Source organism: Bacillus infantis NRRL B-14911, assembly GCF_000473245.1.
Lineage (GTDB): Bacteria > Bacillota > Bacilli > Bacillales > Cytobacillaceae > Bacillus_AB > Bacillus_AB infantis.
The window spans coordinates 4,283,767-4,303,946 of the sequence record NC_022524.1 but is presented as its reverse complement, the minus strand read 5'-3'; the positions used below and the strand labels follow the sequence as shown (position 1 = coordinate 4,303,946).

14 protein-coding genes are annotated in these 20,180 nt (G+C 47.4%); all 14 read left to right on the top strand.

From position 1 onward, the window contains the following. Nucleotides 1-4: 4 nt before the first annotated feature. The 14 genes from N288_RS21415 (at nucleotide 5) to N288_RS21350 (ending at nucleotide 20,073) form a co-directional block, all read left to right on the top strand. Nucleotides 5-940, top strand: coding sequence for a carbohydrate ABC transporter permease (locus N288_RS21415; protein WP_009792775.1), 936 nt, complete (start codon nucleotides 5-7; stop codon nucleotides 938-940). Next, the gene (locus tag N288_RS21410) at nucleotides 937-1,755 is read left to right on the top strand and encodes a carbohydrate ABC transporter permease (RefSeq protein WP_009792776.1); all 819 of its coding nucleotides are present in this window, start codon (nucleotides 937-939) and stop codon (nucleotides 1,753-1,755) included. Before N288_RS21415 ends, N288_RS21410 begins: the two co-directional genes overlap by 4 nt. A 68-nt stretch (nucleotides 1,756-1,823) precedes the next feature. Next, nucleotides 1,824-4,229 (top strand): glycoside hydrolase family 31 protein, encoded by a 2,406-nt coding sequence (locus N288_RS21405; protein WP_022544462.1) that lies wholly within the window; start codon nucleotides 1,824-1,826, stop codon nucleotides 4,227-4,229. After that, the gene (locus N288_RS21400; RefSeq protein WP_009792778.1) at nucleotides 4,226-4,945 is read left to right on the top strand and encodes a glucosamine-6-phosphate deaminase; all 720 of its coding nucleotides are present in this window, start codon (nucleotides 4,226-4,228) and stop codon (nucleotides 4,943-4,945) included. The genes N288_RS21405 and N288_RS21400 overlap by 4 nt, the downstream gene beginning before the upstream one ends. Before the next feature lie 332 nt (nucleotides 4,946-5,277). Continuing rightward, nucleotides 5,278-7,641 (top strand): glycoside hydrolase family 10 protein, encoded by a 2,364-nt coding sequence (locus N288_RS21395; protein WP_022544461.1) that lies wholly within the window; start codon nucleotides 5,278-5,280, stop codon nucleotides 7,639-7,641. 178 nt (nucleotides 7,642-7,819) lie between these two features. Next, on the top strand, nucleotides 7,820-9,151 hold the full coding sequence (locus N288_RS21390; RefSeq protein ID WP_009792780.1) for an ABC transporter substrate-binding protein: 1,332 nt from the start codon (nucleotides 7,820-7,822) through the stop codon (nucleotides 9,149-9,151). Nucleotides 9,152-9,380: 229 nt separating this feature from the next. Next, the gene (locus N288_RS21385) at nucleotides 9,381-10,319 is read left to right on the top strand and encodes a carbohydrate ABC transporter permease (protein ID WP_009792781.1); all 939 of its coding nucleotides are present in this window, start codon (nucleotides 9,381-9,383) and stop codon (nucleotides 10,317-10,319) included. Between the two features lie 17 nt (nucleotides 10,320-10,336). After that, nucleotides 10,337-11,161, top strand: coding sequence for a carbohydrate ABC transporter permease (locus N288_RS21380; protein WP_009792782.1), 825 nt, complete (start codon nucleotides 10,337-10,339; stop codon nucleotides 11,159-11,161). 33 nt (nucleotides 11,162-11,194) lie between these two features. Further along, a complete protein-coding gene (locus N288_RS21375) occupies nucleotides 11,195-12,550 on the top strand; it encodes an FAD-dependent oxidoreductase (protein WP_009792783.1) in 1,356 nt (451 codons plus the stop codon). Further along, entirely contained in the window at nucleotides 12,551-15,130 is a 2,580-nt protein-coding gene (locus N288_RS21370) for a glycoside hydrolase family 38 N-terminal domain-containing protein (protein WP_009792784.1), read from the top strand. 12 nt (nucleotides 15,131-15,142) lie between these two features. Continuing rightward, nucleotides 15,143-16,822, top strand: coding sequence for an ROK family protein (locus N288_RS24930; RefSeq protein WP_009792785.1), 1,680 nt, complete (start codon nucleotides 15,143-15,145; stop codon nucleotides 16,820-16,822). 74 nt (nucleotides 16,823-16,896) lie between these two features. Further along, nucleotides 16,897-17,874: an acetylxylan esterase gene (locus N288_RS21360; RefSeq protein ID WP_069358506.1), complete on the top strand. Its 978-nt coding sequence runs from the start codon at nucleotides 16,897-16,899 to the stop codon at nucleotides 17,872-17,874. Next, nucleotides 17,871-19,406 (top strand): DUF4127 family protein, encoded by a 1,536-nt coding sequence (locus N288_RS21355; protein WP_009792787.1) that lies wholly within the window; start codon nucleotides 17,871-17,873, stop codon nucleotides 19,404-19,406. The genes N288_RS21360 and N288_RS21355 overlap by 4 nt, the downstream gene beginning before the upstream one ends. Further along, nucleotides 19,390-20,073 carry an N-acetylmannosamine-6-phosphate 2-epimerase gene (locus tag N288_RS21350; protein WP_009792788.1) on the top strand — a complete coding sequence of 228 codons (684 nt, stop codon included), beginning with the start codon at nucleotides 19,390-19,392 and terminating at the stop codon, nucleotides 20,071-20,073. Before N288_RS21355 ends, N288_RS21350 begins: the two co-directional genes overlap by 17 nt. Nucleotides 20,074-20,180: the final 107 nt, after the last annotated feature.

The following is a 20,180-nucleotide window of genomic DNA, read 5'->3' as shown; positions in this document are numbered from 1 at the left end:
GGTGATGAAGGTGAAACCAAAAATCAATGAACAATCAGCAATAAGTCCTGCTAAACGATTCTCCTTTCGAAAAGATAAATTTAATAGACAAATTGCTCCGTACCTGTTTGTCCTTCCCAACTTTCTAATCTTTTTCATATTTATTGTTGTACCGGCATTTGTAGGGCTGGTCTATTCTTTTACTGATTTTGATGGCCTGTCAGAGATGAACTTTATTGGATTGGAAAATTATAAAGAAGTGTTTGCCAGTTCCGAGTATTGGGGGATTTTCGGCAATACCTTCATTTATGCTTTCTCAGTAGTGCCGCTCATTTTTGTGAGTTCCCTCGGCATTGCCGTTTTATTGATCAAGGAAATTAAAGCCAAAGGCTTCTTTCGTGCCATTTTTTATTGGCCGACCATGTTATCAGCCATCATAGTGGGCGTTACCTGGAAATGGATTTTTGGCGACAGCTTTGGAATCTTGAATTACATGCTGGAATCAGCGGGGCTTGAACCTGTACACTGGCTGTCAGATCCGCTTTTTGCAAAAATTTCAGTTGTCGTAGGGACTGTTTGGGCCAGAATCGGATTTTTTATGATAATTTTCATGGCTGGCCTGCAAAGTATTCCAACCTCTTATTATGAGGCTGCCCAAATAGACGGCGCCTCAAAGGCCAGAATGTTTTGGACAATCACTTTGCCTTTATTAAAACCAACCAGCTTGCTGGTGCTGATTTTGCTGCTGATTGAGTCCTTTAAGCAATATCCGCTGGTATTGGCTTTAACAGGTGGTGGACCTGCAAAGGAAACAACATTCCTGGTTCAGTATATTTACGAATTTGGCTTTGAAAAAGGTGAATTGGGTTACGCAAGTGCCATGTCAGTTGTTCTGTTTATTGTCATTGCCATCTTTACGATTATCCAATTCAAGTGGACGAAAGGAGGCTCAATCGATTGAAAAAGAAGCCTGGCTTGCTCCTGTATATTGCATTGACTTTGCTAGTGATTATCTTTATTTTTCCTGTCATATGGGTGATATTGTCATCGTTAAAAGATTCAAACGAATTATATAGCTGGCCTCCTAAGTTTATCCCGGATAATCCAACGATAGAAAACTTTACGCTGGCTTTTGAAAAAGGTAATTTTGGCAGATATTTTTGGAACAGTACGATTGTCACTGTGACGGCGACCTTTCTCACGTTGCTGGTGAACACAATGGCTGGTTATGCCCTTGCGAAATACAGATTTAAAGGCGATACATTCCTGCTGATAGGATTTATCTCTACACTTATGATCCCGCTTGAAGTAATCATGACGCCGATCTTTACCGTAATCAGTAAACTTGGCTTATATAACACGCTGTGGGGCATTATCATACCGCCGGCCGCAACACCAACAGGGGTATTTTTAATACGGCAATACCTATTAACAGTGCCGGATGATCTTCTTGAAGCTGCCAGGATAGATGGAGCAGGAGAATGGAAAATCTTTTGGAGAATCATTGTGCCTATAGCAAAGCCAATCATATCTGTTCTGGCCATCTTCTCCTTCATGTGGAGATGGGATGACTTTATATGGCCTTTGATCGTAATCAGCGACCCGACGAAATATACCATTCAGCTGGCACTGTCTAATTTCATTGGTGAATATAATGTTGACTGGGGAAGCCTGCTTGCTATGTCAGTAGTGACCATGGTTCCAGTGCTGATCGTGTTCCTGATTTTCCAGAAGCAATTTATACAGGGACTCGCAACTTCCGGCATGAAAGATTGATTCTAAATAACCATTCAAACAGAGATGACCCTTCAGGTTTATCTCTGTTTTTAGAAAAAGGTGAAAATATGAGGTTGAAGTGGAGATATAAACTAGTAAAAGAGCAGGACAATCAGCTGATCTTTGCGTGCAATAATAAGCACATCCATTTCTTTATTCTTGAGGAAGACCTGTGCAGAGTGTTTATGAGTACAGGAGATCAGCCTGCTTTAACAGCTACCTGGACGGTTGCGCCAGAAGCAGAAGATATCCCTTTTGAAGGGAGAGACCGATTTGATCTATCTCCTTTCTCGCTGCCAGCCTATCAGCGTGAGATCGGAAATGATCAGATAATAATCGAAACCAAACTGTTAAAGGCTGTTATCCGGCTGGATGGATTCATTATTTCCTGGTATGCGAAAGAGAATGGCGAGGACGTATTAATCTCTAATGATAGAAAAACACAAAGCTATAATTATAACAACAAGCTGGGCAAAGGAGTTTACCATTATCTTGAACGGTATAAAGATGATCTATATTACGGATTAGGCGAGAAGAGCGGGACCCTCAATAAAGCAAGAAAGCGCTATAGAATGCAGGCCATTGATGCAATGGGCTATGATGCCGAATTTACAGACCCTCTTTACAAGCATATACCGTTTTATATTACTCATAACCAGAAGTCTCAATTATCATATGGTTTGTTTTACGATAATTATTCAGACTCGGTATTTGACCTGGGTGCTGAATTGGATAATTATCATGGGTTATACAGGTATTATCATGCTGAAAAAGGAGATTTGGATTATTATTTCATCTTAGGCCCAAAGGTCCGGGATGTAGTGGAAAAATACTCAAAGCTTACCGGCAAAACAGTGTTCCCGCCTAAATGGAGCCTTGGCTATTCTGGGTCCACAATGGCTTATACCGATGCGCCGGATGCGCAAGAGCAATTAAAGAAATTTGTTGATGCCTGCAGTACATACGGTATCCCGTGCGATTCCTTTCAATTATCATCAGGATATACAACTATAGGAGAAAAGAGATATGTATTCCACTGGAATCACGGCAAGGTGCCTGATCCTCAGGGAATGATACAGTATTTTCATGATCATGGACTGCGTATTTGCGCCAATATCAAACCCTGCCTGCTTCAGGATCATCCTCATTACCGGGAGCTGGCTGATAGGGGAATGTTCATTCAAGCTGAAAATAATCAGGACCCGGATGTAGTGCAATATTGGGATGATGAAGGTTCTTATCTTGATTTTACGAACCCTGAAACCATCCTGTGGTGGAAGGAGAAGGTGAAGGAACAGCTTCTTTCCTATGGAATCGACTCTACATGGAATGATAATAATGAATACGAAATTTGGGATAAAAGTGCACAGGCATTTGGATTTGGCAATAGCATTGCGGTTGACTATATCAAACCTATTCAAACTTTACTGATGTTAAAGTCTTCTTTTGAAGCCCAAAAGGAATATGCACCAAATCTCCGTCCCTATTTAATTTCACGCTCCGGGTGCCCGGGCATGCAGCGGTATGTGCAGACATGGTCCGGCGACAATTTTACAGAATGGAAAACACTCCGTTTTAATATCAAAATGGGGCTGAGCTTAAGCTTGTCCGGTGTATACAATGTCGGCCATGATGTCGGGGGATTTAATGGCCTTGCACCTGAACCGGAATTATTGATCAGGTGGATTCAGAATGGTATTTTCCATCCCAGATTTACCATACACTCCTGGAACGAAGACGATACAGTCAACGCACCATGGATGTACCCCGAGCATCTTTCTATCATCAGTAAATTCATGAAAGAGCGGGTCAAGTGGATTCCGTATTTCTATCATTTACTCTACAAAGCTAACCAGGAATATAAACCGATTCTGACTCCGACCTTTTATTATTTCGAAAATGACCCAAACACATTTGCTGAAAATGATGATTTTATGGTGGGGGAAAATCTTCTGGTTTGCAGTGTGGTTGAAAAAGGAGCCACAAAGCGCAGGGTCTATCTTCCGAAAGAGGAAAACGGATGGTACGATCTGAATTCGGGACAATGGCTGGAAGGCGGCCAAACCATTGAGGCAGATGCACCATTGGACGTAATCCCTTTGTTCTCCAGGGCAGGTTCAGCATTCCCTATTCGGGACGGAGAAATAACATTCAATAATAAGCATGAAGATCAAAGGGGAATTCTCATTTACCCTATCCCTGGAGAAGGAGAAACCACCCATAAATTCTATGAAGATGATGGCCTCTCTGTGAATTATAAAAATGGGGAGTTTTCCTATGTAACAGTAAAGGTTAAAACAACAAGCGGCCTTGTGGATATAAATGTTTATATAGAAGGAAGCTTTAAAGTTCCCTATGATTTTATTAATGTCTACCTTCCCAGAACAGAAAAAAGAGATGTGCGTATAAACGGAGAAAAGACTGATAGCAGATATCCCTTTACGGTAAAGGATATAGAAAGTGGTGTGTTATGAACGTATCTGTTTTAAAAGATTATGAGGCAATGTCCAAAGCGGCTGCCGAAAAAATAGCCGAACTTGTAAATGCAAATCCTAATGCTTTGGTGTGCTTTGCAGCGGGAAGTACACCGATTGGAACATTTGAAATTCTGGCAGATTTAGCAGCGGATAAAAAAGTCGATTTTGGTTCGTGCAAATTCGTAGGGCTGGATGAATGGGTTGGAATGGATAAGACTGATTCTGGCAGCTGCCAGGAGACATTATGGAAAACATTATTTCTCCCCCTGCAGATAAAGGAAGAAAACATCTGCTTCTTTGATGCAAAAGCAAAAGACCTGCAGCAAGAGTGCCAAAGAGTCGATCAATATATCATGGATCATGGCAATATCGACCTCATGCTCCTGGGCATAGGAGTCAACGGCCACTTAGGATTCAACGAACCAGGTGTTTCTTTTAACAGTCTCTCCCATGTCGTGAACCTTGATCAAAATACAAAATCTGTCGGACAAAAATACTTCGAAACCGAAAGAGAACTATCAAAAGGAATCACCCTGGGGACTCAGCATATCATGGACAGTAACACAGTAATTCTAATTGCCAATGGTGCCTATAAGGCTGAGGCAGTTCATCGGATGATACACGGTGAAGTCACGAATGAGCTTCCGGCAACCATTCTTCAGACTCATAGGGAATGTTATGTTTATTTGGAGGAGGGGGCTTTTAGAAGGTGACAGGCACCTCCCGAATAATCTTGTTTCACACATCTGTTTCACAAATGTATATCAAGTCATTTATATAGCCAGGCACAAAGAAAGGTCCTGAAAGATTCAGGGCCTTTTTTTGAGCATTAGAATTGAACCACCGGGACAGGTCCCATGGCCCAGTCTAAAAATGAGCCAAGGGACCTGTCCCCCTGGCTCATAAAGAAATATATTTTCAAAAAATAAATAATATTGAAAATAAGTTACATTTTTGATTGAATTCCATGCTCCTCCCTGTTTATACTGTAGTGGAAGCGCTGCCAATTAAAGGGGTGCGAATTTCTGAAGGGGAGGAAATCACGTTGAAGAAATCATTGAAGGTGCTAAGCGGAACGGCTCTTGCTTCAAGTCTATTAGTCTCATCATTTGGTGGAGGCGGAAAGGTGTCAGCGGAGGCGAATGTCCCTGATGACGTCATGAGTGTGAAGGATGAGTCGGGGGATTGGCTGAGGGTGAATGATGTGAATAACCGGACGAACGGGAATAAGCTAGTCCTGTTTAATGACACATTCAGCTATTATACGGAAACGGCTAAAGGCAGCACTGAGGTGGTCCTGGAGAAGACGGGGATTAATACATACCGGGTTGCCAGGGAGACGGATGGGGACAGTGCCATTCCGGAAGAAGGTCTAGTGCTTTCAACAGGGAGTTCTACGACTGCTGAAATCAAAGGGTTTTTGGAGCAGCTCGAGAAGGGTGAAACGGTCACTCTCTATGAACCTGCTGAAAAACGGACTGAAATGCAGTCTAATTCAGTGGATCCGACCCGGGAATCCAATCCGGCAGGAGCCCCTTTTGACGGTTTCCGCGGCCCTGATCAGCTGATTGTGTATACCTCTGAGTTTGGCAGCTCAACGAAAACAAATCCTTACGGCTATGAGATAACAGTTGAAGACGGCTTTGTCACGAAGCTTGGCGGCGGCAATTCAGCTATACCGGAAAATGGGTTTGTTGTCAGCGGCCATGGAGTCGCTTCAAGCTGGATATCCGGCAATAGTATTATCGGTGCAAAAGTGACTGTGGATGAAAATGGTGTGGTGGAGATTGTGCAGGATGTGGAAAGCTTCCAGTTCCAGAGCAGGCAATCCATCACTAAAGCGGAAAGCTCGATTGAAAAAGCAAAAGCGGAATACCTGGATGTGGCGTTGAAAGAAGCGGAGGCAGCTATCAAAAAAGCAAAAACCATTCTGGCAAAAGCCGAAAAAGTCAATGCTGCTGACCCGGTTCTGGCTCTTGATCTTACCCGCCAGGCAACACAACTAGCTTATGATGCTTATTATTATTCTCTTCCTTCCCATGCCGCTGAGCAAAGGGCGATCTGGTACCGTCCTGAGGAGACGACTCTTGCTGGCGTTAACCAGGTGCTTGACCGGATGGAGGAAGCAGGCTTCAACTCTGTTTATCTGGAAACCACTTTCTGGGGCTATACCATCTATCCTAGTGAAACGATGACCGAATATGGTCTGCCGGCCCAGCATCCTAACTTCAGGAATGCCGACTATGGCAAGTATGGCAGCGATCTGCTTCAGGCTTATATCAAGGAAGGGAAGAAGCGGGGCATTTCGGTGCAGGCATGGACAGATGGGTTCATGATCGGCCACTCTTCTCTTGGATTGCCGTCCCAGTTCCAGGTGCATCCGGAATGGGCAGCCATCCAGCGCTCCAATACAACAGGCGAGCCTAAGCCGGATACGTCAAGCAACTATTATTGGCTGGATATTGCCCAGCCGGAGGTCCAGACCTTTATGCTGGATATTTATAAAGAAATGCAGTCCAAATATGACATCAAGGGCTTGAACATCGACTATATGCGCTACCCGCACCAGTCTTTTGAAAAAAGCTATGGCTTTAGCGAAAAGGTCCGGGAACTATATAAAGCGAAAACCGGCATTGACCCAATGGAATTAAGCCCGACAGCCACACCTGAAGAGTGGGAAAAATGGGCCGGCTGGATTCAGCAGAGAGAGAATGATTTTGTCGATGGGCTTCATACCCAATCAAAAAAGCTCAATTCCAAATTCATGCTGACCGCTACACCGGAGCCCGGCCCTGAGGCCGTCCTGATCAGTGACTGGCAGGAAGATATTGACGGAGTCATCCCGCAGGCTTACGGCCACGACTTCAACAGCATCCAATCCACCGTCCAGGCAAGCAAAAAGCTGATGCCGGAGGGGACGATGTATTATACAGGCATTTATTCCTTCTATCACCATTTGAGTGAGATGGCGAGTGTGGAGGATGTGATGTCAGCCAAGTACGGAACAGCCGGAGTGAATATGTTTGCCTTTGGCCAGGCAAGTGCGCCTTCTGTTGATGCACTCGGCAAAGGGCCATGGCGTGAAAAGGCAGTCAATCCTGGAGAAGAGCCGATCGAAGCAGTCTATGCGGTCCTGAAGGATATGCAGCAGGAAATCAACCATCTTTATATTCCTAAAGGAGCACTGGCGAGGAAAGAAGGCAATGACATCCGCAAGGCACTTCAGGATATCCAAAAATCAGTCAGGAAAAACCCTGACAATGCTGCAGAAGCTTTCCAAAAAGCCGAGACAAAAATACAGGATAGCATAAAATCCGGGAAGCTTGCCTCAACGGTAGGCGAACGAATGAAGTCACAGCTGGCGGATACGAAGCAATGGGTGAACTACTTCCTTGACCGCCAAAACTAAAGAGCAGATAGGGGATGATTCAGGATATGCCTGTTTCATCCCTTTTTAGAAAATTATTTTCAAAAAAATAATATTATTAAAAATAATTTACAAAAACCATTGAAAGGAGAAAAGCGAGCATTTATAATGTGGATATGGAAGCGTTTTCTAAATTATTTTCCAAGGGGGAAAAATACAAATGAAAACTGTTAAAAAATGGGCTGCAGGATCTATGACAGCGATGCTGGCTTTAGGATTGGTAGCATGCAGCAGCGATGATACAAGCGGCGGAACAGACAAAGAGAAAGCTAAGGACGGGGAGCTTTCAGGAAAAGTCACGATGTGGACTGCTTCCTTGGCAGGAGAGCCGTTCGATACATATTTCAAGGATCTGGAGAAGGATTTCGAGTCAGAGCATCCAGAAGTGGATGTTGTCATCCAGGATATCCCGCAGAATGAAATGGAACAGAAGGTATTGACTTCCCTCACTGGAAGCGATGTGCCTGATCTCGTCAACCTCAACCCGCACTATATGTCCAATATTGCTGCACAGGGCGGACTGCTTGATCTGACAGACGAACTCAGCGATGAAGCAAATGGCGCTTATGTGGAAGGCCCATTTGAATCCGGGAAGTATGATGGAGGACTGTATGCTTTGCCTTGGTATCTGACGACAACTGTCTCCTGGTACAATGGGGACCATTTCAGCCAGGCGGGTGTAACTGAACTTCCTTCTGACGTGCAGGGACTCTATGAAACTGCCAAAAAGGTATCCGAAGCTACAGGGAAACCGGCTTACTATCCGGTGATCAACGATGGAAATACAATCATGGAAAAAATGGTTTCCCTGTCTAATGGCGAGCCGATCGTGAAAGACGGGAAAGCAAACCTGGCCGGCAACAAAAACATACTTGAGTTTTTTGACGTGACTCAAAAGATGTATAAAGAAGGAATCATCCCGCAGGAAGCGGCAGAAGGCTCTATCAAGACAGGACAGGAGCAGTATATGGCCGGAAACATCTCCATGCTAGAAGGCGGAGTCACATTCCTTGGCCCAATTGAATCTGGTGCCCCTGATGTATTCAAGGCATCCAAAGCAGGCCAGCCGCTGAATGACGCAGATGCTCCTGTAAACGTAGCTGTTATGAACTTTGCTGTACCGGCCAAAACACAGAATAAGGAAGCGGCTGTTGCTCTTGCTGAATTCGTGACCAATGCTGAGAACCAGCTTGAGTTTGCCAAAGTAGCCGGAACGGTCCTTCCATCCGCAAAGGCATCACTGGAAGACGATTATTTTGCAAACCCTGGCGATTCTCCAAAGGGCCTTGGCATGCTTGAAGCCTCCAAATCCCTTAGCCGCGCGGAAGTCCTGATCCCGCCAACTGAAAACAGTGCAGACCTTCGTGAAGCAACCAAGACGATCTTCACGAAAAACCTCCAGGGAGACATCACTCCAGAGGAAGCATTGAAGCAGCTGGAAGAAGAATGGAATAAAGCATTCGAAAAATCCGGCGAGAAAGTGACATTCTAATCTAGGCTAAGATTCTGGGAAAATAGCGAAGCGTTTAAGAAACATTCACCTTCACTATGCCAATGCTTATATGAATTTTGCAGACAAGAGACTAGCCTTTTGATAAAAAAGTGCTAGTCTCTCATGTTTCTGCCGCAGAACATGCCCGGTTATTCTATAATTGTCATAAAAAGGATTTGTTCAGCAATAGAGAGCAAGCCGCCGAGTTTCTTTTAAAGGGGAGTTCAAAATGAACAGAGAACCTGCAGTACTTCAAAACCTTGAAATCAAATCCGTACCTAAAAAGCGCAAGAAGTTCAAGCTGCCGCTGACTCCATGGCTGTTCCTGCTTCCGTCGATCGTGATTCTGGGCACCTTTCTTGCCTACCCGATCATTGAAGCTTTCAAATGGAGCTTCCTGGACTATAAAATCATTGCGGGTACAGGTGAATTTGTTGGATTGGCCAATTTTAAAGAGATATACACAGACAGTGATTTCTGGAACGCCTTCGTCAATACGCTAGTCTTTTTGGTGATTGTGCTTCCGCTGAATGTCTTTTTACCAATGATTTTAGCAGTCCTTGTGAACCAGAAGATCAGGGCCGCCGGTGTTTTTAGGGTTTTATATTATCTGCCGGTCATTACCCCGATGGTTGTTGCCGCTTTGATGTGGAAAATGCTGTATTCGCAGAATGGCGTGATTGCCGAACTATTAGCTAAGATCGGCCTGTTCGACTCTCCGACCAATCTGCTTGTCCAGTCCTCGACTGCCCTTACAGCTGTTGCCGCCATCACAATCTGGAAAGGCCTCGGCTATTATATGATCATCTATCTGGCCGGGCTGCAGTCGATTCCAAAGGATGTGTATGAATCGGCGAGTATTGACGGCGCCTCTGTCTGGCAGCAGTTCACCAGGATTACCGTGCCGATGCTGACTCCTTCCATCACACTCGTATCGGTCATGACGATCATCGCCGGCATGAAGGTGTTTGAAGAGATCGCGCTGACTACCGGGGGCGGGCCTGCCGGAGCAACCACGACCCTGGTCATGTATATCTATGCCAAGTTCAACAGCCTGGACGTCAGCATAGCATCCGCCGCCGGACTGGTGTTGCTCGTGATGGCCATTGGGGCATCGCTTCTGCAGATGAAGCTGACCAGCAAGCGGGAAGATGATTTGAGAGCTTAATAGAGGGGGAACGCAGAATGAATTCAAACCAATTTAGAAAAAAAGCTGTCGCCTATATAACGATGGTCCTCATCACAATCGTGACCGTCGGGCCGTTCCTCATCACCTTGTTCATTGCGGCAAAATCACCGGGCGAGGGCATCTACGGATCTTTCCTGCCCGAAAATCCAACCTTTGAAAATTTTATTACCGCCTTTGATAAAGCGAATTTCGGCACCTATTTTCTAAACACCGTCATCGTGACAGGACTTGCGATTCCCTTTAATCTTCTTTTCTGCAGCCTGGCAGCCTATCCGCTCGCCCGGATGGATTTCAGGGGAAGAAGTGTGGTGCTCGCGCTGATTATTTCGACCATGATGGTGCCCTTCCAGCTTTATATGGCGCCTTTATTCCAGCTGGCAGGAGAGCTTGGCCTCCGCAATACCCATGCCGGGCTGATTGTCCTGCAGGTATCAACCGCTTTTGGCATCTTCCTGATGAGGCAGGCGTATCTGCGCATCCCGAAGGATCTGGAAGAATCCGCCTACCTGGACGGAGCCAACCGGTTCAAGGTTTGGTACCTGGTCGTCCTGCCGCTCGTCAAGCCGACCCTTGTCACCCTGGCGATTTTCACCTTTATGGGGACATGGGGAGATTATTTATGGCCGCTTCTCAATTCTACAGACAGCACGATGTACACCTTATCGATCGGGCTCGCGCAGCTGTCCCAGAATTTTGACGGAGCCAATCTGAAGCTGATCAGCGCGGCCTCCATCCTGACCACGATCCCGACGCTGCTGATTTTTATCTGGCTGCAAAAGTATTTCATTTCAGGCGCAACGGACGGAGCAGTCAAAGGCTGATCCGGCACGGATCCACAAGGAGGCTTTTAGCAGATGGAAACTGTATCTTTTTATGGCAGGGAGCTGCCGGTCATTTATGAGATTGACTGCGCCGTTATCGGCGGGGGAACCGGGGGAGCCGCTGCGGCCTTGTCGGCGCTCGAGGAAGGACTGTCCACTCTTATTGTGGAAAAAACGATTTCTCTTGGCGGCACCCAAACCAATTCCCTTGTTTCTCCCATGATGCCAACCTACGTAAAAGCACAGAAAATCAACAGCCTGATCATCAGCAGGCTTCATCAGGAAAATATCAGGACTAGTGATGGAACCACCACCTGCAGCTGGTTCAATGTTGAGGCGCTCAGCTTTGTCCTTGAGCAGCTCATCACCGAGCGAGGCGGCGAGATTCTTTATGACAGCAGCTATGTGGACTGCATGAAGGAAGAAAAACGAATCACTTTTGTGGTTCTCAATACATCAAGCGGGCTGGCCGCAGTCAAAGCAAAGACGTTTATTGATGCAACAGCCGATGCTATTCTTTCCCGCTCGGCAGGCGTGCCTGCCTATTCCGGGAACAAAAATGGCGAGAACCAGCAGATTTCCTTCCGGTTTGAAATGGGCGGGATTGATGTGGCAGCTCTCAGGAAATATGTCCTTTCCCAGGGAGAAGCGTTCTGCAGGATTGAAGACCCTGACTTTTTTGAAATCGCCATGGTGCCTGGCAAGGGACATAAGCTGGAGCCTCTTTTTAGAAAAGGCCTCGTGAATGGGGATTTACAGGAGGAGGACCTCCGCTATTTCCAGGCTTTCACCCAGCCGGGGAAGCCTACAGCGATGTCTTTTAACTGTCCGCATGTCCCGGGCATCCATCAGACGACCGATCCGGTGCTGAGATCAAAAGCGGTGACCAAAGGCAGGGAAATGATCAGGAGGCTTGTGAAATTTTTACCAAAGTATATGCCGGGCTTTGAGCATGCGTTCCTGCTGAAAGAAGCCACCCAGCTTGGCATCAGGGAATCTTGGCGGATTGCCGGCCAATATACGATGACAGAAAAGGATTATGTGAACCGTGCCCGTTTCGAGGACGGAATTGCCCGCGGAGACTGGTATATTGATGTGCATAGTGTCACTACTGAAAATATTGAGGAAGCAAAGCTTTCAAAGGGAGAGTATTATGAAATTCCCTACCGTTCGCTGATCACCTTTGAGGTGGATAATCTGATTGCGGTCGGCCGCCATATTTCCAGTACGTTTCTGATGCAGGCTTCTCTAAGGATCCAGCCGACCGTGAGGGATATGGGCCAGGCCGCCGGGCTCGCCTGTGCCGTTTCCATCAGGGAAAAGACAGACCTGAACAAGCTTGATGGCAGCATCCTGAAAAAGAAGCTTTATCCAGCGGAGGGACAGTGAATGGAAAACGTCAGAGAAGTACATATCTTGAATCACACCCACTGGGACCGGGAATGGTATGAAACTTTTGAAGAGTTCCGCTACAAGCTGAGGAACGGATTGCGCTATATCCAAACCCTGCTTGAGGAAGGGAAAATCGAAAACTTCTTCCTCGACGGTCAGACGATTGTCCTGGACGATTATCGTGAAGTAGTCGGGGAAGAGGAATATCAAAAGCTTCTTTCTTATATAAATGATGGAAAAATTGAAGCTGGCCCCTGGTATTTGCTTGCGGACGAATTCCTCGTTTCCGGAGAGTCCATGATTAAGAACCTGGAGATCGGGACGAAGATGGCGAAGGCTGCCGGCTCATCCTGCGATATCGGCTATCTGCCTGATACCTTCGGGCATATCAGCCAGATGCCGCAGATTCTCAAGCAGTCCGGCATCAGCACGGCGCTTATTTTCCGCGGAGCTGTTTCAGACCATTTCGAAAATACATGGGAAGGGCCGGACAGCAGCAAGGTATTCACCTTTGTCCTCCCCTTGTTTGAAGGATACTACCAAACCTTCCTCAAGCATGATGCCTACGTGGAAGAAACAAAAACCTATCTGGAAGGCAGCTCGCCCTACCTCACCTTTGGCAAAGCGCTGGTGATGAACGGAGCGGACCATACATTCACGGCTACGGATCTACAGGAGCGGATTAAGGGACTCGAAGAGCAGAATCCCGGGATCAAGTTCAAGCAGTCCTTGATGTCTGAATTCATAGAGTCCTATAAAGGAGAAGAGCCACAGGGTAAAATCCTTGGCGAGCAGCGTGATCCTTCCAAAATCTTTATTTTACCGGGCGTCCTGTCAACGAGGACTTATTTGAAGAACCAGAACCAGATGTGCGAGGACCAGGCCATCGGGGTGATGGAAGCACTGAACGTCTGGACGAACGCCAGCAGCCGGTCAGAACATTTCATGGAATATGTGTGGAAGCTGATTCTGCAGAACCAGCCTCATGACAGCATCTGCGGCTGCAGTGTGGATGAAGTCCATGATGAAATGGAGACACGGTCCAAAAAGGTACTGGGCGGCATCCGTCAGTTCTCGCGGGATACCTTGAACGGCTTGTATCCTTTCGAGTTTTTGGACAGCAGGAAAGAGAATCCGTATCTCTATCTTATCAACAACACACCTATTGCCGATATATATCCAGTCAGGGCAGCGGTCAGAGTGCCCGCTCAGCTGGACCGTGGATCCATCGAGCTCTATCAAGATGATGCTGCAATTGCTTTTGACATCATAAGCAGGGAGCAGCGTGAGGAGTTTCTGCATGACATCCTGGCAGAGCCGCATTATGGGGAATATGTCGTTTACGAGGTTGCTTTTGAGATGCCGTTTGACGGGGCAGAGATCAGGAGAGTGAAGGTTGAGCTGGCGGAAAATGAGGCTTTTACAGCTCAAGAGGTTCAAGCGGATAGCATTGAGAACGACTATTACAAAGTGGAATGGGACCGGCACGGACTGATCATCACAGACCTGGAAACAGGCACGGTCCATTATGATCAGCACCAGTTCCTGTCTTCCCTGGATGCGGGGGATACCTATAACTACTCTCCGCCAGTGAATGATGTGGAAAGCAGAGCTGTTCTTGCCCGGGTCAGGGAAATCACCAAGGGAGATACCTTCCAGTCTGCTGTCCTTGAGTACGAAATGACGCTGCCTGCTTCCCTGAATGATAGCAGGACAGGGGCTAGTGCGGATACGGTCGTGAACATGATGACCACCATTATCACACTTCATAAAGGCAGAAGAACGATTAGTTTTAAAACAACAGTCGAAAACAAGGCAAGAGACCAGAAGCTGCGTGTCGGCTTTGCGGCAGGCAGAACGGATTACAGCTATGGGGACACAGCCTTTGATCTTATAAAAAGAGAAACGCTTCGCGAGAAAAACTTTGATATGCCCAAAAATAAGGAAGCCGTGATGAATCAGTATCCAACGTATTCTTCCGCCATGGCGAACGATCATCAGCTGATGCACCGGGGCCTGCAGGAATATGAGGTGGATGGTTTTAAAGGGAATGATATGCTTTTCCTCACCATGATCCGGAGTGTCGGCTGGCTTTCAAGGCGCGATCTCAGGACACGCGGAAACGGAGCGGGGCCGGGGTTCGAAACGCCAGGTGCGCAATGCATTGGGACGTATGAATTTGAGTACGCTCTTGTCCTCGGCAGGGAGCATCATTCCCTGAACCATGCCAAAGTGATGCGGCAGCCATTGCTCGTCCAGCAGTCGTGCGTGGAGAAAGAGGAACAAACCCTCTTTAGGCTATCTTCCGATGGTATTGCCTTTTCATCGATTATGTTAAAAGAAGCAAATTCATTCGATATCCGGCTTTTTAATCCTTCTGATGAAGAAGCCAGTACAGCACTTATTTTTGGCTTTCTGCCAACGGAAGTGTCAGAGGTTGATTTTACAGGGGAAACGGTCACTGAATTCACAGCGGAACGCGAATTGACTCTCTCCTTGCAGCCGAAGCAAATCAAGACCATTCGCGTAAAAAGAAAGGCCCATCCGCAAGGCCTCCTACTCCATCCCATGAAATAGAAGGTGATCGATATGAGAAAGTTTATTGCATTTGATATAGGCGGGACCTTGCTCAAATACGGCGTATTAGCCGAGGATGGAACCTTCATGGAAAAGTTCGAATCCCCGACTGAGGCATTTTTGGGCGGAACCGCCATCATAGAAAAAGTGAAGGCATTCGGAAAGAATCTGATGGCTCAGCATGATATCAGCGGGATCTGCATCAGCTCTGCCGGGCAGGTTGATTCCAAAAAAGGTGAGATTCTGTATGCTTCAGACCTGATTCCTGAGTATACGGGAATGAAAGTGAAGCAGGAGCTGGAAAGCTGGTTCGGCCTGCCGGTCGAGGTTGAGAATGACGTCAACTGTGCCGGCCTTGCTGAATCCTGGATCGGTACAGGCAAGGATGCCAAAAGCCTTTTCTGCCTGACGGTCGGAACCGGCATCGGGGGAAGCTATATTCTCGATAACAAGCTGCACACGGGCCACAGCTTCAGCGGCGGTGAAATCGGCTATATCCCGATTGAAGGTGACCAGTTCCAGGAGCTTGCATCAACGAGGACGCTGATCCGAAATGTGGCAAAGCGAATAGGATTGGAAGAAAGTGAACTCGATGGCAAGCTGATTTTTGAAAAAGCCCAGGCAGGGGATGAGGTGTGCAAAGAGGAAATCGAGCGGCTGGCCTATTATCTTTCTAAAGGGATTGCCACAATCGCCTATATGATGAATCCGGAGATGATCATCATAGGCGGGGGAATCACCGTTCAGAAGGACTATCTGTATCCGATTATCAAGAAGCATCTGAAAAAGGATATTATCGAGCCGATCCTCAGCCAGACGAAAATTGAGATTGCCCGGAACCTGAATGATGCCGGGATGATCGGGGCCCTGCGCCATTTCCTGCTGCAGGAAACCCTTCAGCCCTTGAAAAGCATCACCACGATGATTGAATCGAATAAGCATAAGCTCACCAAGCGGGAAGAGCTGATTGCCAAATATATTATTTCAAATGTAGAATCGGTCCCAAACAAGACGATTTCCGAGCTATCCAAGCAGATCAATGTATCAGAAGCGACGATTACCCGCTTCTGCCAGAAGCTGGAGTTTGGCTCTTATAATAAACTCCGCCTGATGGCCAAGGAAGCCTCTGTCAGCACAAGGCTGCATGAGCAATCTGATATGCCGGGCCTTACGGAGGTAAAAGAAACCTACTCCAGCATGCTGAAAAAGTTTGATGCCCTTCACATCACGAATGATATGGAACAGCTAAACAAACTGGTCGCAGGATCAGAGCAGGTCTATCTCTATGGAATCAATGAAATGTCCCATGTTGCCGAGCAGCTTAAGTTTAAGCTGTTAAAGCTCGGAATTCGTGCCGATGCTTTTTTGACACCTTATCAAATGGAAATGAGTGTCCAAACCCTTACAAGAAAAACAGCTGTTGTTGGACTGAACACGACCGGCTATGCCCAGGAGGTCATCGGCATGCTGGAGACGGCCAAAAAAGCCGGCTGCAAAACGATCGGGATTACAAGCCAGCAGGACTCTCCCCTGGCTCATGCCTCAGACTTGCGCCTGCTGATTCCATCTGCAGGGGACATCGCCGGTGACAGCAGCTCGATCGAAGAGGTCTCGGCCCTTTATCTGGTTGACATCATCCTGAAGGAGCTCCAGGCCGGCCTGAAGCAGAAGGAACGGAAGGAAATCATTTAATCTAAACCTGAGCAGGAGAGGTAACGGCCATGAGGACGGTTCCTGCTCCTGTTTTTTTGGAGAGGAGTGGGGAGATGAACCTTTTTGATATGCCCCTTGAGGAGCTGCAGCATTACAAGCCTGCCCAGACCAGGCAGGATGATTTTGAGTCATTCTGGAAAAAGCGGATTGAGGAGAACAGTCAATATCCGCTGAATATAGAAGTAATGGAGCGGGTTTATCCGGTTCCGGGAGTGAGAGTATATGATATTTATTTTGACGGGTTCCGGAATTCCCGCATCCATGGGGTGTATGTTACTCCAGAAACTCCGGGAGCGGACACTCCTGCGGCAGTGATTTTTCACGGCTATAACTGGAACACGCTGCAGCCGCATTACAGCTTCAAGCACGTGATTCAGGGGATTCCTGTACTGATGGTGGAGGTGCGGGGACAAAATCTCTTGTCTCCAGATAGAAATCATTATGGGAATGGAGGTCCGGGAGGCTGGATGACACTCGGCGTGATGGATCCCGATCAATATTATTACAGCCTGGTATATATGGACTGCTTCCGCAGCATTGATGCTGTCAGGGAACTGTCGAGGAAGAGAAGTGTGTTTGTGGAAGGCGGAAGCCAGGGAGGTGCACTGGCGATTGCCGCAGCCGCCCTGCAGGATGACATCCTGCTTGCACTCGCCGACATCCCTTTTCTCACCCATTTCAAGCGTTCCGTGGAGCTTTCCTCGGATGGACCGTATCAGGAGATTTCCCACTACTTCAAAGTTCATGATCCTCTTCATCAAACGGAAGAGCAGGTATATCAGACGCTCAGCTATGTGGACTGCATGAACATGGCCAGCATGGTTGAATGTCCAGTCCTTCTTTCAGCCGGTCTGGAAGACATCGTTTGTCCCCCGTCCAGTGCATTTGCACTGTTCAACCATCTCGGCGGGCCAAAAGAAATACGGGCCTATCCGGAATACGCCCATGAAGTACCGGCTGTCCATGAAGAGGAAAAGCTGAAGTTTATATCTTCAAGGCTAAAAAATAGAGAAAAGAGGTGCCGGCCATGAAAATCGTCTATCTTCCTATCGATGAACGCCCCTGCAATATAGGCTTTATCGAGATGATTGCCAAGTCATCAAAAGAGATCGAATTAGCAGCACCGGAAATGGACCTGCTGGGCAGCAAACGGCAGCCTGCCGATACAGAGACATTATGGGCCTGGCTTCAGGAAGCAGTAAAGGATGCCGATGCCCTCATTTTAAGCATCGATATGCTCGTATATGGAGGACTGCTTCCTTCAAGGCTTCATTTTTTAGAGGAAAAAGAAGCTGATGTGTGGATGGAAAGGCTGCGGTCTTTAAAAGCAGACCATCCCGCACTCCCGGTCTTTGCGTCCAATCTGATCATGAGGACCCCCAAATACAGCTCCGGTGACGAAGAGCCGGATTATTATGAGCACTGGGGCCGCGAAATTTTCCTCCGTGCCTGGCTGTTGGATAAGCAGGACAGGGAAACGCTCACAGATGATGAAAAAAAGCAGCTCGAAGAAATCAGCAGAAAGCTGCCGGGAGAATACATACAAGATTATGAAAAACGCCGCCGCTTCAACTTATCTATGAATCTTAAAATGATCGAGCTTGCTGCAGAAGGAGTCATTGACTTTCTCTCCATCCCGCAGGATGACAGCGCGGAATACGGCTATACAGCGCTGGATCAGAAAGCTGTTGTTTCCAGGCGGGAAGAGCTCCGCCTTTATCAGAAAGTCCAGATGTATCCGGGCGCAGATGAAGTGGGAGCTACGCTGCTTGCGAGAATCTACAACGAGCTGAAAGGGCAAAAGCTCAAAATCTATCCTTTCTGGAGCAGTACGCTTGGCCCGCAGCTGATCCCTCTGTATGAGGACCGTCCTTTTGCCGAGAGCCTGAAGGCCCATGTAATGGCGGCAGGCTGCCAGCTGACAGAGCAGCCGGAGGAAGCAGACCTGATCCTGGCCATCAATACGCCGGGACGGGTGATGCAGGAGTCATGGGAACAGGACAAAAAAGATATCACCTACACAAGCTTCCGGAATATGCTCACGTTTGTGGATAGAATTAAGAGGTTTATAGAGGATGGAAAAAAAGTCATCATTGCAGATTCCGCTTATGCAAATGGCGGGGACCGCGAGCTGATTGTCCTGCTTGATGAAGAAGAAGTGCTGGATAAGCTTCTTTCCTATAAAGGCTGGAACACGAACTGCAATACACTTGGTACAACGATCTGCCAGGGAGTCATAGGACTTGATGGAGATCCCGAAACGATCAGGGAGAATATCATCTATCATCTGCTTGATGATTATTTCTACCAGGCAGAGGTCCGGATGGAAATGGTCTCGGATTTTCTCCTGCAGCAGGACCTGGACTATTTTAACTTAAAAGAATCAGCCCACCATGTGAATGCAGAGCGCGACCGGAGAATGGCCGGCCGCTTTAAAAAGCTGATTCTGCATAGCTTCAAAGACAGAGAGCTTGCAAAGGTCACAACCTTTGCGCCATGGAACCGGATGTTCGAATGCGGACTATCTTTTACAAGGAGTGAGAAGGATGCTGGAGAAAATTAAAGGCGGACTGGTCGTCTCGTGCCAGGCACTGGAGGATGAACCGCTGCATGGGCCGGAAATCATGAAGCGCATGGCCGATGCTGCCAAAAGAGGCGGCGCATTGGGCATCCGTGCGAACGGGATAGAGGATATTAAGGCGATCAAGGAGTATGTGGATTTGCCCATCATTGGGATCATCAAGCGGGAATATGAAGGGTCCAGTGTCTATATCACTCCTACATTAAAGGAAGTCGAAGAGCTCGCCGAAGCGGGAGTTGACCTTATTGCTGTTGATGCCACCAGCCGTCTTCGCCCGGGGGGACTAGAGCTCAACGCATTCATGCAGGAAGCAAAAGCCCGCTTCCCTGAACAAAAATGGATGGCAGACTGCGCCACCGTTGAAGACTGTATCCGCGCAGAAGAACTCGGCTTTGACTGCGTCGGAACCACCATGCACGGATACACTGAGGAAACAGCAGGAAAAAAGCTTTACCACAATGACTTTCAATTTTTAAGAGACGTTCTTGCAGCCGTTAACGTGCCGGTGATTGCTGAGGGGAATATCCTTACACCGGAAATGGCTGGGGAAGTATTGCGGTATGGGGCGCACTCGGTTGTGGTGGGGGGAGCGATTACGAGGCCGCAGCAGATTACGGAGCGGTTTGTTGTGGGGATGGAAAAAAGGTGACAGGCACCATAGCGGTGACAGGCACCTCCCGAAAAATCTTGTTTCACATTAATAGTTTCACAGAGAGTGAGAAACTTTACTCTTTTTTTCTTCTGGTGGTGTCTGGA

What these genes read in the sequence shown, in the direction of transcription:
- N288_RS21370 (WP_009792784.1), top strand. Translation starts at nt 12,551, where the DNA reads ATGGAAAACGTCAGAGAAGTACATATCTTGAATCACACCCACTGGGAC.
- N288_RS21405 (WP_022544462.1), top strand. Translation starts at nt 1,824, where the DNA reads ATGAGGTTGAAGTGGAGATATAAACTAGTAAAAGAGCAGGACAATCAG.
- N288_RS21400 (WP_009792778.1), top strand. Translation starts at nt 4,226, where the DNA reads ATGAACGTATCTGTTTTAAAAGATTATGAGGCAATGTCCAAAGCGGCT.
- N288_RS21385 (WP_009792781.1), top strand. Translation starts at nt 9,381, where the DNA reads ATGAACAGAGAACCTGCAGTACTTCAAAACCTTGAAATCAAATCCGTA.
- N288_RS21390 (WP_009792780.1), top strand. Translation starts at nt 7,820, where the DNA reads ATGAAAACTGTTAAAAAATGGGCTGCAGGATCTATGACAGCGATGCTG.
- N288_RS21375 (WP_009792783.1), top strand. Translation starts at nt 11,195, where the DNA reads ATGGAAACTGTATCTTTTTATGGCAGGGAGCTGCCGGTCATTTATGAG.
- N288_RS21380 (WP_009792782.1), top strand. Translation starts at nt 10,337, where the DNA reads ATGAATTCAAACCAATTTAGAAAAAAAGCTGTCGCCTATATAACGATG.
- N288_RS21415 (WP_009792775.1), top strand. Translation starts at nt 5, where the DNA reads ATGAAGGTGAAACCAAAAATCAATGAACAATCAGCAATAAGTCCTGCT.
- N288_RS21350 (WP_009792788.1), top strand. Translation starts at nt 19,390, where the DNA reads ATGCTGGAGAAAATTAAAGGCGGACTGGTCGTCTCGTGCCAGGCACTG.
- N288_RS21355 (WP_009792787.1), top strand. Translation starts at nt 17,871, where the DNA reads ATGAAAATCGTCTATCTTCCTATCGATGAACGCCCCTGCAATATAGGC.
- N288_RS24930 (WP_009792785.1), top strand. Translation starts at nt 15,143, where the DNA reads ATGAGAAAGTTTATTGCATTTGATATAGGCGGGACCTTGCTCAAATAC.
- N288_RS21360 (WP_069358506.1), top strand. Translation starts at nt 16,897, where the DNA reads ATGAACCTTTTTGATATGCCCCTTGAGGAGCTGCAGCATTACAAGCCT.